The sequence below is a fragment of the Novipirellula artificiosorum genome (assembly GCF_007860135.1).
Lineage (GTDB): Bacteria > Planctomycetota > Planctomycetia > Pirellulales > Pirellulaceae > Novipirellula_A > Novipirellula_A artificiosorum.
Map to the genome: position 1 here is coordinate 287,291 of NZ_SJPV01000002.1, position 14,503 is coordinate 301,793.

The following is a 14,503-nucleotide window of genomic DNA, read 5'->3' on the forward strand; positions in this document are numbered from 1 at the left end:
CTCAAGTCACCGTGACGCCTTGCGCTCACATCCTTCACTGATCCCAACACACACAACGAACTGGAAAAGATCCCCATGGCAAAAATGATTGCTTTTGACCAGGAAGCACGCGAAGCGATTCGTCGCGGCGTGTCGAAACTGGCACGAACGGTCAAGGTCACTCTCGGTCCCAAGGGCCGCAATGTGATCCTGCAAAAAAGCTTCGGTAGCCCCACCGTCACCAAGGACGGTGTCACCGTCGCAAAAGAGATTGAACTCGAGGACGTCTATGAAAACATGGGCGCTCGAATGGTCCGCGAAGTCGCCAGCAAGACCAGCGACGTCGCTGGCGATGGTACCACGACCGCCACGGTCATGGCCGAAGCGATCTTCAACGAAGGCCTGAAAGGGGTCATCGCCGGCGTCAATCCCGTGCAAATGAAGTTTGGGATTGAGAAGGCCGTTGAGGACATCACCGAAAAGCTTCACTCGATGGCCACCAAGGTCAAAGACAAGGAAGCGATGGCCAACGTCGCCTCGATCGCAGCAAACAATGATCGCGAGATCGGTGAATTGTTGGCTGACGCGATGAGCAAAGTTGGCAAGGACGGCGTGATTACCGTCGATGAAGGGAAGAGCCTTCACACCGAACAAGAATGGGTCGAAGGGATGCAATTCGATCGCGGCTACTTGTCGCCTTACTTCGTGACCGATCCTGGCACGATGCAATGCGTTCTCGAAGATGCTTACATCCTTGTTTTCGAAAAGAAGATCAGCAACATCAAGGACATGGTTCCGATGTTGGAAAAGGTGGTTCAGCAGGGCAAGCCTTTGTTGATCATCGCAGAAGACGTTGATGGCGAAGCCTTGGCAACCCTTGTCATCAACCGTCTCCGCGGCACCTTCACCGTCTGTGCCGTGAAGGCACCCGGTTACGGCGACCGCCGCAAGGCAATGATGGAAGACATCGCGATCCTGACCGGTGGATTGGCGATCTTCGAAGCTTTGGGAACAAAACTCGAAAGCGTCGATTTGCCGCAACTGGGTCGTGCCAAGAAGATCATCATCGACAAGGACAACACGACGATCATTGAAGGCGCCGGCAAGAGCGGCGACATCAAGGCACGAATCGACCAAATCCGTCGTGAAATCGAAAACTGCACGAGCGATTACGACCGTGAAAAGCTCGAAGAGCGATTGGCAAAGCTGGCGGGTGGCGTTGCGAAGGTAAACGTCGGAGCTGCGACCGAAAGCGAGATGAAAGAAAAGAAGGCTCGCGTCGAGGATGCACTCCATGCAACACGTGCAGCTGTCGAAGAAGGCATTTTGCCCGGTGGCGGTGTAGCGCTGTTGCGGGCTGCTAACAAGGTGAAGCCAGCCGATTCGCTGACCGAGGACCAAATCGTTGGCTACAACATCGTGCTGCGTGCTTGCCGAGCTCCCGTCACCATGATCGCTGAAAACGCCGGCCAAGACGGCGGAGTGGTTTGCGAGAAGGTGTTGGGCATGAAGAACAACGAAGGCTACAACGCCTTGACCGATACCTATGAAGACTTGGTGAAGTCGGGTGTGATTGATCCTACCAAGGTGACTCGCACCGCACTTGGCAACGCCGCGAGCGTTGCAACATTGCTTCTAACCAGCGACGCGTTGGTGGCAGAAAAGCCGACGACCCAAAAGGGCGGCGGCACCGGCGGCGACCATGACATGTACTAATGCCGGCTGCTAACAGCTAACGCTTTTTCAATAGAACGGTCGACGGAGCCATCCGCCGACCGTTTTTTATTCGCAGCAGACCGTGGTTCCCTCGATTGGAGACGTGGAGAAGACCGGTGTGCGCGACGAGCCTTCCATTGGCCGTCCGATTCAACCCATCAGGGTGACTTCACTCGACAACTCGGGGGCAAGGATCGACATGGGATGAAAGGAGCGTCACAATCATGAAGCACGTTCTCAAATCGAAGTATCCAAAATCCTGCACAGGGTGGTCGTTCATGCGTTTTCTTTTGATGCTAGTCTGCTCTGGATGCTTGGTATCCAATCTAAGGGCTGAGCCTTCCCGAATTGGCCAAGTTGTCGACGATTTCACGTTACCGAACTGCTATGGAAAATCGGTCTCGCTTTCTGACTTTGTCGATCATGATTTGGTCGCCATGGTCTTCCTCGGCACGGAATGCCCGCTGGCTCAATTGTATGGTCCGCGTCTGAACAAGTTGTAACAACGGTTTGCATCGCGTGGTTTGAAGATCCTCGGGATCAATTCGAATAAGCAGGATAGTCTTGTTGAGTTAGCAGCCTATGCACACCGCCACGACATGACGTTTCCGCTACTGAAAGACAACCGTAATCGAGTTGCCGACGCCGTTGGCGCGCAGCGGACGCCCGAAGTGTTTTTGCTTGACCATGATCGCGTCATTCGTTATCGCGGTCGGATCGATGATCAATACGGCGTGGGATATTCACGAGAACGGGAGGTCCAGCAGGACTTGGCAACTGCGATCGAAAAACTGTTGGCCGGCGATCCGATAGCCATCCCCGAAACCGAAGCGGTTGGATGCCACATCGGACGAGTCAAGCCAACGATCCCAACCGGCCCAGTCTTTCCGTTACAATCGGGCTTGCCGACGTTTCTTTCCTGCCTTTTGAAACCACGACGATCGGAACGCTTCTTTCCGCTCTACCATGATTTGAGAGAACGTTGACGCATCGACTGCGCGCGGCGATACACTCTCCACAGATCTTGCGGATAGGCCCAATCCATTTAGCCAGATCGCGATGGATGTTGGTTCGTTCGAAAAATGGGAACCTTGCATGTCACAGATTTGTCGATCTCGCTTTTTCGTTTTTGTGCTTCGAAACCTTGGCATCGAGCACCTTCGTTTTGCTCTGGTCACTGCGATATTTCTGATGCAATCCAATGCGATGGCCCAATCGCTGCATCAACGCTTGCTCTCCGAACCGGTCTCGTCACTTGCGGAAAACGCCATCAAGCAGGGCGATGCACGTCGCGGTGCCATCTTATTCCATCAACCCGCGATTGGCTGTGCGACCTGTCATCAAGTGGACAGCCGCCCATCCACCTCGGAGATCGACTCGCTAGCTCCGGATCTCACTCAATTAGCCAAGCAACCCGATGCGACGAACGAGCGAATCGTTGAATCGATTTTGAATCCTTCGGCGAAGATCCGTAATGGGTTTGAGACGATTTCCGTTTTGCTTCTCGATGGCTCGATCGTGTCCGGCTTCCAAGAAGATCCTGAATTCCAATCTCCCGATTTGCTACGCGTTCGCGATGCAACAACGGGAAAAATCGTTGAGGTCGCGACCGATGAGATTGAAGAAACGAGTGAAGCCACACTTTCGACGATGCCGGCCGATATCGTCAACGCATTGGCAAGTCGTCAGCAGTTCTTGGACCTTGCGAAATACGTGATCGAAATTCGCGATGGGGGCAGGGAACGTGCAAAGCAGTTGCAGCCCGATTCCAAGCTGACCGCACTCAGATTGCCAGAATATGAAGCGAGGGTCGATCACGCGGGAATCCTCCGCCGGCTCGATGCGGATGCGATGGAACGAGGCCGCCAGATCTACGACCGCCTGTGCATCAATTGCCACGGTACCCTGGATGCCCCGGGTTCGCTTCCCACCGCTTTGCGATTCGCGGAAGGGACCTTTCGCGGCGGCAGCAAGCCCGACGACATGTACCGAACATTGACTCATGGTCTCGGGCAGATGGTGCCTCAAGTTTGGATGGTGCCACAACAAAAGTATGACGTGATCCATTTTATCCGGGAACACTTCTTGAAAACAAACAACCCCGATCAGCTGCATCCGATCGACGAGTCGTATTTGTCGAGCCTGCCGACGGGGGACACGCTTGGTCCTGATCCGGTCGACAGCCAACCTTGGAGCGATATGGATTATGGGCCCTGGATGTTCAACACCTTTGAAGTCGGCAGCGGTGGATCGAACATTGCCCAAAAGGGAATTGCTGTTCGCTTGGATCCGGGGCCCGGAGGCATTGCGAGGGGCAGCCGCTGGTTGCTGTTTGATCATGATACGATGCGGATGGCGGCAGGCTGGAGCCACGTCGATGAATCGCAACCGCGGTTCATTGATTGGCAAGGCATCCATTTCAACGGCCGCCATCAGGTGCATCCTCATGTCACGGGACGAGTGATCTTTTCGAACCCCAACGGTCCCGGTTGGGCCAATCCAAGCAGTGGATCGTTCGATGACGACGCACGGGTTCTTGGACGCGACGGAAAACGATACGGTCCGTTACCGAAATCGTGGGCTCAGTACCACGGGATGGTCCACAGTCGCCAAGGCCCCGTCATCCAATACCAAATCGGCGACATGCGGGTGCTCGAACGAGCGGATTGGCTGGCCGAGCCGACATCGACAGCCAAGGACTCTGATGGCGCTTTCGTTCGTCGCATCAGCCTGGGGCCTACGGCGCAGCCACAACGGATGCTGATCGCTACGGCGGAGCCAAATGACGTCGAGATGCGCAGCGACCATTTGGCACGCGTTGCGACGGGAGACGGTAATTTGTGGATCGGCATGTCGACAGAGAGCAAAGACTGCGAATTCGTTCGCCAACAAGGTCGCCTCTGCCTGTCGCTGCCGCCCTCGGCAACCGATCGGTCGATCGCTATTTGGATGACGCTACGCCGTGAATCACAGCACGCGGCGCTACAACCGTTTGGTGAGATCAATTCGGCCGTTGCCGACTCCCTTGCCCCCATCACGACCGAGCCCGCAGCTCCGCTGTGGCCGGACGTCTTAACCACGACGGTGAAAACGGACATCGACAACGGGCGATCCAGTGGTTTTTCGGTCGATGCACTGACCCCACCCGATCATAATCCATGGCTTGCGCGTCTACGTTTCGCAGGCCATGATTTCTTTGCGGATGGGGATCGATTAGCCGCCTGCACTTGGGATGGGGACGTCTATATCGTGTCGGGACTTTCGGGAATCGACGACGACCCTCGACCACCGCTTCGATGGCGGCGAATCGCGTCAGGGCTGTTCCAACCCCTTGGACTCAAGATCGTGGAGGAAACGATCTACCTGACGTGCCGTGACCAAATCGCCATCTTGCGTGACACCAACGACGATGGTGAAACCGATTTCATTGAGTGTTTCAATAACGATCACCAGGTCACCGAGCACTTCCATGAGTTCGCGATGGGTTTGCAGCGGGATGCCCAGGGCAATTTCTACTATGCGAAATCGGCACGCCACGCTTTGCCAGCCGTCGTCCCTCACCACGGAACGTTGCTAAAGGTCACACCCGATGGAACGCAGACGAGCATCCTTGCGGTTGGCTTTCGTGCTGCGAATGGTGTTTGTCTCAACCCAGACGGCAGTTTCATGGTGACCGATCAAGAGGGACACTGGAACCCAAAGAATCGGATCAATCGCGTCACTACGGGCGGGTTCTACGGAAACATGTTCGGCTACCATGACGTCGAGGATACGTCCGATGACGCGATGCTGCCGCCGGTCTGCTGGATCACCAACGACTTCGATCGCTCGCCTGCCGAATTATTATGGGTCCCCGATGACAGCTGGGGAAATCTGGGGGGGCAGTTGTTGAATCTGTCCTACGGCTATGGCAAGGTCTACACGGTGCCACACCAAGTTGTCGACGTGTCACCGCGAGCTCCTTCAGATCCGTCCGCTACAGCCGACCCCCAACCGAGTATCGTCCAAGGTGGCATGTGTGCTTTTCCGATTCCAGAGTTCCCAACAGGGATCATGCGAGGCCGCTTTCATCCGATCGATAAGCAACTGTATGTCTGCGGCCTGTATGCCTGGGCAAGCAGTCGCCAAGAACGTGAAGGTGGCTTGTATCGAATTCGTTACAAGGGAAGCCAAGCCGTTTTGCCTACCGAAATCAAAGCAGCCCACAAGACATTGGCTGTCACGTTTAGCGACCCGCTGGATCCCGCTTCCGGGTTGGATGTGAATCGATTTGCGTATCGACAGTGGGGCTTGAGGCGCACAGAAAAATATGGGTCTCCCCACATAGACGAAGAGCCCTTGGACATTGCGGAGGTGCGATTATCGGAAGATCGCCGAACCGTGACGCTGACGATTCCTGAACTCGAACCAACGTGGTGCTACGAGCTATCGTGCCAACTGATCACGCTTGAGGGCGAATCGATCACGCGTACGATTCACGGCACCCTCCACGCGCTGCCCGATTCAAGGCAACGGAAATGAACTGCGGGATGTTGGCGACATCCATGATCGAACGAATTCCTGGTGGGTTCGGCGATGCATCGCACCCGCGGCGGCTCGCTGCGTTTGCGGTCGCACCGCCCTACGACAACAGCTCGGCCGACAACTTCTTGCCGCAGGCGCCGATCACTTGTTGGATCAATTCGTCCGCCTGATCCCCGCTGAGGGTTCCATCGTGCCGCTGCAGTTCGACCGACAGCAGGATCCGCTTGCGATTCGCTCCATCCTTTTTCGGATCACGGTACGTCTCTCGATAGTCAACGGCGGCCAATTCCTTACCAACCGCCGACCGCACCACTTGCTCCAATTCACTCCAGCGCACCGATTCGGCGACAATGAAATTGAGATCGCGTTGGACCGAGGGGAAAACACTCACGCTTTGCTGCTGCGGAACCAAGTGAGCCAACTCCAACAATGTCACCAGTGACAGCTCCGCTGCAACAACGGGTCCCGCAAGCTTCCATGTCTTCAGCACCTTTGAGTCCACGATTCCCAGATAGCCGAGTTGACGTGTCCCACAGTGGACTGCGACGGTTGCCCCTTTGGCCATTCCGGACCGTTCCACCGCTTCCACGCGAACGGAATCCGCAACTCCCATACGCCGGCATAAGGTTTCAATCACTCCTTTGACTTCCAAATAGTCTCGACCTGAGACCAATCCCAGTGAGTAGTGTTCGTCCGGCAACGAGTCTGCGGTCTTGCCAGGCAGATAGACATGCGCGATTTCGAACAAGTCGGCATGAATACTTGCCAAGGCCCAATTGTTCCCACGACCTTCCAACAAGCTCGGGATCAAACTTCGCCGCAAACAACGCGCTCCTTTCAACATCGGCGTTTCCGTTCGGAGTGGCGGGCGATCGGTCCAGGGGCTGACCAGAGCATCAAGCGATTGAGTCACCAAGCTGGGAGTCATCGCTTCGGAAATACCCGCCGTGATCATGACCGAACGGACTCCCTCCATGGCAACATCGAATTCTCGCTTGCTACTCGGCGCGACGGGAATCGGTGCATCCTCGGGGATTTTGTCGTAACCGTGAATTCTCGCGACTTCTTCGATCAGATCCGCTTCACGCGTCAGGTCGTGACGCCACGACGGCGGTACATAACGATCGGTGCCCGCTTTTGATTCACATCCAAGCGACACCAAAATACGCTCCACTTCACTTCGCTCGACCTGGATCCCCAAGATCCGCTCCAGCTCACTGAGTCGTAACACCACCGATGGACGCGGTAAAATCGCTGCCGCCGTGTCGATCACGCCACTGGCCAACTTGCCACCTCCCGATTCAAGAATCAACTGGCACACGCGCCGACTCGCCCAATCCACACCGACCGGATCGACGCGACGCTCAAATCGATAAGACGAAGGGCTATGTAACTTCAATTTGCGAGCCGTACGGCGAACCGACAGCGGAGTGAAGATGGCAGCTTCGATCACCAGATCGGTCGTCGATTCCTCCACTTCCGAAACCGCGCCACCCATCACCCCGGCGACTGCGTTCGCCTGGGCCGCATCGGCGATCACACACATCGATTCGTCCAGCGCGTAGCTGCGATGATCGATTGCCTCGATCGTCTCCCCAGGGGTGGCCGGTCGGACGACCACTTTTTTTCCAGCTAACTTCGAATAGTCGAAGGCATGTAGCGGTTGGCCACATTCCATCATCACATAGTTGGTCGCGTCGACCACATTGTTGACCACACCGATGCCAATCGACCGAAGCGAATCGGCCATCCACGCCGGGCTCGGGCCCACCTCAATTCCCTGGATCACGCGAGCGGTGTAGCGGGGGCAGGCGTCAAGAAAGTGATTCTCGACGCTCAGCAGCGAGGCGACATCCATCCCAGATTCCGGCAGTTCGATTTCTGGCGTCTTGACGGGCAAATCGTACAAAACGCCAATTTCGCGAGCCACGCCGAGATGGCCCAAACAATCGCCCCGATTGCTGGTCACCTCCAAATCGATCACGACGTCACCGTCAACGACGGTCGTTTCTTCATGATTCAACCCCGACAAACTCAGCCGAAGGGCCAAATCCTCGTGTTTCATCGGCAGATCAAGGTAGCGGGAGAGCCATTTCCAAGAAACGAGCATGGTCGGAGCAGTCAGAACGGGGAGTGGGAGGAGTTAGAACGAGCCCATAGGTTATCGAATCGTTGGATTCCGCAAAACCAATCCTCCGGAAAACGGGGTGAATCGACAAAGGAAAGTCCGCCCTAGTCAAAGAAAAGGCATTGGATTAGCATCTACAGTCTCGGAAGGCATGCCGCAAGCGATTGTGAAGCATGCTGACGGGCCGTAGCGAAGCCTGGTTATCGCGCCACACTGGGGGTGTGGAGATCGCTGGTTCGAATCCAGTCGGCCCGATTCACCTTGGTGGACGAAATCCCTTTCTTATCGATTTTTGCTGCCTTTTTTGCGAATTTCGCATCGTCGTCGCTCGGCGTTTCGATGCTTTGCTCGGCAGCCTCTGTGCAGCCTGCGGAACACCCGCAGTCACTCCCTGAATTTTCTGACGCGTGTGTGCCCGCCATGAAGCAGTACGGGTAGGTGGTAGCCGCCTACGCTTCGTACCCCGGAACGAAGCTGGCGAACCTCTCGCATACCCTTTTTCGCAGCGACGAAGTCGAGCCCTACCCAAATCCCGAGTTTCTTCATTACGTCGTTGATGCGAGAAGGGGGGTGATTCGATGAAAGAGGCGACGGTTCCCAAAAAGCAGGTTCTCCGGGTGATAATTCACGGCGTAGCCGTGTTGGCTCGCCAATTGTCACTCCCAGGAGAACCCGACAATGTGTACCTCGCCATCGATCAACACGCAAAGCAAATCACTGTCTGTGTCCGCAACGAAGAGGGGGACACGGTGTTACGCCGGCAGGTCAGCACCCGTCCCGAAAAGATCCAGGCGTTCTTTCAGCAGCTCACTGAGATGGACATCCAGTTCATGGCGATCCTCGAAGTCTGTGGTTTCAATGATTGGCTGATCGAGTACCTGCGAAAATGGAGCTTTCAAGAAATCGTGCTCATTCACCCTGAGAAGCCTGGCAAAAGGAAGACCGATCGACGCGACGCTCAAAAATTGGCCGATCTGCTATGGCTCAATCGTGAGCGGTTGGCAATTCCAATCACACCCGAATGTAAATTGACACCAGCGTTGGAACCAGTGAGATCAATTCGCACGTCGTTTGCGTGCCTAATCGCGATCTTGTTGGTTGCGTCAGGATGTAGCGATGGGAAAAACGGAATCGAGGACACTCGGGAACTACAAGATGGGGTTTTCTATCTGTATCCGGAGTTTGCGTTTGTGGCGGTTGTCGACGAAAGTGGTTCAACAATGCCACAATCAACGCTAGTCGATGCAATAACTTGCAACGCAAAACTGATCTGTCATGCTACAAGAAAGGGTGCGTTTTACTGCAAATTGCGTAGGAAGCCAGAGGATCTGGGTTAGGTCTTTTCCGTTCGGCAATTTTGGACAGTGTGTCCCAAACACCCAACTTGGAGCGAGATTTATGCGAGATCCGAAGTATCGGCGTCATTCTGTCTAATCAGGCGTGAGTGACCCTCGGGGGTCATGTTTACTACCTTGGAAAAACCGGGTCCAAGGAGAGTTGGCAGGTGTACTACCGGCTGCTCGCGGAACACCGGGTTGGCGGTGGGTTTATCGTTGGCGGTGGGGTTATCGTCGACCCCTGGCCCCCCTTTGCCCCTCTTGCTCTCGCCCGACCAACCCCCTCTTAGGTGGTAGCAGATCACCGCCGCTCAGATTCAGCGTTCACGATAACATTGGAAACACTTCGCCTGAACTCGACTATTTTCAGCGCCAACGCGACCAGCATGGGCGTAGGGAAATCACTACATCGCTGACAGTCGGAAGCGGCGTCCTGAAACAACTCGAGATAAGAAAAATAACGAGTCTCCATCAACGGCACGAATGGATTGCAACCAATGATTCACTGAAACAGAATCTCTCTCCATTTCCTCGCAGGGCAGAGTGAGAAAGCCAGAGGATTGGCTCAGACCACAATGAAAGCCTTCCAATCCGCAGAAAACTCGTGATCCGTACATTCAGAAACGAACGATGCGAATCCCAACATCACATCGCAACGTGAAGGAATATTGGCCCCGAGGCCAATGATCCTACAAGCGCTAAACAGTCGCCAAACACATACGAATAAGATGCTCCCACAAGACGAAGTCAAAAACAGCAAGCCGACGTGCCCCGAGGAGTCAAACGGGATTGCTGCGCCTGTTCCGTCAGTGATGCCGAACTCACTTCTGACTCTTGATGAGCCATCATGCCGATCACCGTTAAATTCGATTGCCGAACATGTACCGATCGGAATCTTTCGATGTGATGCCAGCGGTGCGAACGTCTACACGAATCTAGCATGGCAAGAGATCTCCGGCATGACGCCCCAGCAGACTCTCGGCAGTGGTTGGGTAGAGTGCATTCACGCGGAAGATCTTGCGAGAGTGATGGAGCTGTGGAACCGCAATATAACAGCCGGTTGCGAATTTCAAATGGACTTTCGCATCCGGCGCCCCGACGGCGAGATTCGCCACCTTAAAGCACGTGCACAACCGGTTACGACCGACCAATTCCATGACGGCGGATGCATCGGCTATGTCGAGGACATCACTGAGCGTCGAGAATTGGAGTTAGAACGCCATGAACACAGCGTGATCCTTGAACGCAGCCTCAACGAAATCTTCATTTTTGATGCCGAGACGTTGCTGTTCGAGTTCGTCAACGAAGGTGCTCGACGAAACCTCGGTTACGCGATGAGCGAGCTATGTCATATGACGCCCGTCGATATCAAGCCAACATTCGACTTACACGAGTTCGAAAAGTCGATCGAGCCCCTACGCAACAAAAGCAAAGATTTTTTGGTTTTCCAAACGGTTCACCGTCGGGCAAACGGAACCGACTACGACGTCGAAGTACGATTGCAACTGTCGATGATGGCAGATCGTCCGGTCTTCTTGGCGATCATCTTGGATATCACCGAACGACTTGCTAAGGAAGCGGAAGCCGCGAAGGCGAGCGCATTGCAGCGAGCGATTTTTGATCATGCAGCATATGCAATCATCGCGACGACGCCTACCGGAATCATCACGAACTTCAACCCAGCTGCTGAACGTTTGCTTGGATACACTTCGGAGGAATTGGTCAACCAGCACTCGCCTGAGCTTTTCCATCTTGAATCGGAAGTCGTCGCTCGGGCAAAATCATTCGGCAACGATTTGCAGATCGACCTAGAGCCCGGTTTCGATGTCTTCGTTTGCAAGACAAATTTGGGATTGCCTAATGAACTTGAATGGACTTACGTCCGCAAAGATGGCTCCCAAGTGCTAGTGATGTTGGGAGTCACGGCCCTCCGCGACGACGACGGTAAAATCACGGGTTATCTTGGCATTGCAAAAGATATCACCCGTCAGAAGCACTATGAAGATCAACTCGCAGCAGCGGCTGTCACCGATTCCTTGACGGGTCTTCCCAATCGTGTCCTGCTACTGGACCATTTGCGGGGGGCAATCGCACGATCAAAAAAACGAGGAACAAAGTTCGCTTGCCTGTTTTTAGATTTCGACCGATTCAAGTCAGTTAACGACAGTTGGGGACATGATATTGGCGACGAGCTTCTTCGACAAATCGCAGATCGGTTGCGAACCGAGAGTGAAGTTAATGATCCCTCTGCATCGTACTACGTAAGCGTTATTGCTCGCCTTGGCGGCGATGAATTTGTCGTTGTGTTAGAGGACATAGACCAAGCGGAAGACTCAACCACATTCGCGCAACGGTTGCAACAAAGATTCGCAAAACCTTATCAATTAGGGGCTCAACAGTTTTTCTCGACAGCCAGCATCGGAATCGTTAACGGACCTTCGACTTATGATCGAGGTGAAGATATTTTGCGAGATGCCGACACCGCAATGTACGAAGCAAAACGCGCGGGAAGGGCACAGCATGTCATTTTTGATGACAAAATGCATACGCAAGTCCATCGCCGAATGCAGATAGAAAATGAACTTCGTGACGCGATCGGAACCGACCAGTTCTCGCTGCACTACCAACCAATCGTTTCGTTGGTGACTGGCGAGATAACGGCAGTCGAAGCGCTACTACGGTGGCAGCATCCAAAATTCGGATCGATCAGTCCAGCAGAATTCATTCCAATCGCCCATGAATCGGACATGATCCTACATCTTGGGAAGTGGGTGCTATCAACGGGATGCCAACAGTGCGCCGATTGGCGGAAAACACTAGGCAGTGTCGCGCCGCGGCAAATCAACATCAATCTGGCTCGCAAACAATTCGAAGACCCGAATCTACCGGAAGACATCCTGTGTGTACTCCAAGAAACCGGCTTACCAGCTGATTATCTTCAACTGGAGGTGACCGAAGAATCTTTTGCGATGAACGTCTATGAAGCAGCTCGAACAATGAAGTCGATCCGAAAATCGGGCGTGACACTTGCCATCGACGATTTTGGCTCAGGCACTGCCTCTTTTGCCGCGTTGAACCAGTTCACTGTCGATGTGCTGAAGGTGGATCGCTCGCTAATCTGCAATATCGACGACTCGACCGGTGAAGCCGCCCTTCTGCATGGATTAGTAGTGATGGCCCGAAACCTTGGCATGAAACTAGTTGCGGAGGGAGTTGAAACCTTCGAACAGTTGAAGGCATTACAGGAACTCGGCTGCGAATTGATACAGGGCTATTATTTCGCGCGACCGATGTCCGTTGAGAACCTAGAGTGCTTCTTGAGAACGAACCTAGGATTACAGGCGTGCACGACGGGCGCAATGGAACTTGCTGACGGATGGTCACAGAAAATGACCTTCATGGTTCCTTCCTCATCGATGTAGCAATCGAGAGGCAATTCTTACGAATTCCATCGCCGGCAAAGGGATCCAGGATTGAACTTGACGAATCGAACCCTCCAGCCAAGTCCGCAACATGACTCTGTTTCGCCAACGTCAACGTTAGTCGCTTTCTAAACCCCATGCATTCGTCGAACTTCTAACACCGAGTCGTTTTGCAGAAATCCAATTTACGAATTCCGACAGACTGGTATTCCCACGCGCCGCCCACGACACTCCGTTACTCAGCAATACCTGAAACCCTTCCCAGGTGATTGCTTCAGTGTCGAACAACTCATCCGTATCCCAAAGCCCGTAGTACGTTGTGTATTTGTGCTTGCAACCCGCAACGAAAAGAGTGTCGGCGTTTGCGTGTAGTTCTGTTCCCAGAAGTAGACGTCGAGGAAGTAGTCACGCCACGGAATCACCTTAGTTTCCGCGAGCGGGCCGACGAACGTCTTGACGAGGTTCGCATGGTTCGTGATGAGCGATTCGCCTATCCTAAAAACTACATGCCGTACGCTCCGGCGGGTCAGCATTTGGCATCCAGTGGATTGAACCTCCAGTGGATTGAACCTCCAGTGGTCACACCTGGCAAAAACGACGAGCTGCCCCCCTTCGGACGCAGTGATCCTGCTGGACGGCACCAATCTGCCAGCGTGGGTCAAGCCATGTGTGTCGCACAACCGAATCGAGGGATACCTTAAGAGGGTTTTACCTTATCGCGTCATCCCCAGCCCCGGCATTCTGAATGAAATGCAACGACATCTGGTATCATCTGTATCCCCTAGGATTCTTGGGAGCCGAGAACCGCAATGCCTCACCCGGCTATCCGTCTGGCCCCGTCTCACATCGCTTAACGGAACTGGTCGGCTGGCTCGATTATCTCGTTGATCTGGGAGTCACGGGGCTTCTTTTGGGCCCGATCTTCGAATCGGAATCACACGGCTATGACACCGTGGATGCGTTCCGCATCGATCTATGCTGGCGACGAACAAGGAGCGAAGGGGGTCAAGTATGATCGTCCCGGTGGCGACGCCAAAATCCGAAAACCGCTCCCTTGCCGCCCTGACGACATCCTCTGCCAGCCGACTTCGATTTGGCAATTGCACCGAGACCTCATCGCGATCCGTCGCGAGCGACCTTGGATCGCCGACGGACAGCTCGAGGTGACACAGGTGGATAACGCCTCGATCACCTATCAAGTGAGATCGCAGCAGAATCAGTTGCTGGTGTTGCTGAACATTAGTGATCGGGCCATCGCGATGAGCGTTCCGACCAATCTGGTGGCAGTCGCCGGTCCTGCATTGTCGCAGCAGAGATTCGCAGAGTTACCGGCGCAGGCGTGGGGCATTTGGGCGTCATCGTGATATCGGAGGAACCTGACTTCGGTATTGCGATCC

At 54.4% G+C, this 14,503-nt stretch carries 9 protein-coding genes, 1 tRNA gene and 1 pseudogene; 10 read left to right on the forward strand and 1 reads right to left on the reverse strand.

Annotated features, from left to right (window positions below):
• Positions 1 to 75 precede the first annotated feature (75 nt).
• The 4 genes and pseudogenes from groL to Poly41_RS06880 all read left to right on the forward strand — a co-directional run bounded on the left by groL (position 76) and on the right by Poly41_RS06880 (position 6,216).
• Positions 76 to 1,695: a chaperonin GroEL gene (gene groL, locus Poly41_RS06870; protein ID WP_146525194.1), complete on the forward strand. Its 1,620-nt coding sequence runs from the start codon at positions 76 to 78 to the stop codon at positions 1,693 to 1,695.
• 278 nt (positions 1,696 to 1,973) lie between these two features.
• Positions 1,974 to 2,198 (forward strand): thioredoxin domain-containing protein, encoded by a 225-nt coding sequence (locus tag Poly41_RS35515; RefSeq protein ID WP_315853727.1) that lies wholly within the window; start codon positions 1,974 to 1,976, stop codon positions 2,196 to 2,198.
• A gap of 15 nt (positions 2,199 to 2,213) precedes the next feature.
• Positions 2,214 to 2,681: pseudogene (locus Poly41_RS06875) on the forward strand (redoxin domain-containing protein); the annotation flags it as partial.
• Positions 2,682 to 2,790: 109 nt separating this feature from the next.
• On the forward strand, positions 2,791 to 6,216 hold the full coding sequence (locus Poly41_RS06880; RefSeq protein WP_231615473.1) for a DUF6797 domain-containing protein: 3,426 nt from the start codon (positions 2,791 to 2,793) through the stop codon (positions 6,214 to 6,216).
• 100 nt (positions 6,217 to 6,316) lie between these two features.
• Here the strand turns inward: Poly41_RS06880 and pheT are convergent, their stop codons facing one another.
• On the reverse strand, positions 6,317 to 8,329 hold the full coding sequence (pheT, locus tag Poly41_RS06885; RefSeq protein WP_146525195.1) for a phenylalanine--tRNA ligase subunit beta: 2,013 nt from the start codon (positions 8,327 to 8,329) through the stop codon (positions 6,317 to 6,319).
• Between the two features lie 198 nt (positions 8,330 to 8,527).
• Here pheT and Poly41_RS06890 point away from each other — a divergent pair.
• The 6 genes from Poly41_RS06890 (at position 8,528) to Poly41_RS06920 (ending at position 14,470) form a co-directional block, all read left to right on the forward strand.
• A tRNA-Pro gene (locus Poly41_RS06890) sits at positions 8,528 to 8,602 on the forward strand.
• Positions 8,603 to 8,964: 362 nt separating this feature from the next.
• Complete coding sequence (locus Poly41_RS06895) at positions 8,965 to 9,684, forward strand: IS110 family transposase (RefSeq protein ID WP_197231126.1); 720 nt, start codon at positions 8,965 to 8,967, stop codon at positions 9,682 to 9,684.
• 728 nt (positions 9,685 to 10,412) lie between these two features.
• The gene (locus Poly41_RS06900) at positions 10,413 to 13,106 is read left to right on the forward strand and encodes a sensor domain-containing protein (protein ID WP_197231127.1); all 2,694 of its coding nucleotides are present in this window, start codon (positions 10,413 to 10,415) and stop codon (positions 13,104 to 13,106) included.
• A 362-nt stretch (positions 13,107 to 13,468) separates the two neighbouring features.
• On the forward strand, positions 13,469 to 13,807 hold the full coding sequence (locus Poly41_RS06910) for a hypothetical protein (protein WP_146525198.1): 339 nt from the start codon (positions 13,469 to 13,471) through the stop codon (positions 13,805 to 13,807).
• A gap of 44 nt (positions 13,808 to 13,851) precedes the next feature.
• Positions 13,852 to 14,121, forward strand: a complete 270-nt coding sequence (locus Poly41_RS06915) for an alpha-amylase family glycosyl hydrolase (RefSeq protein ID WP_146525199.1) — start codon at positions 13,852 to 13,854, stop codon at positions 14,119 to 14,121.
• Positions 14,063 to 14,470, forward strand: coding sequence for a DUF3459 domain-containing protein (locus Poly41_RS06920; RefSeq protein ID WP_197231128.1), 408 nt, complete (start codon positions 14,063 to 14,065; stop codon positions 14,468 to 14,470). The genes Poly41_RS06915 and Poly41_RS06920 overlap by 59 nt, the downstream gene beginning before the upstream one ends.
• Positions 14,471 to 14,503 lie beyond the last annotated feature (33 nt).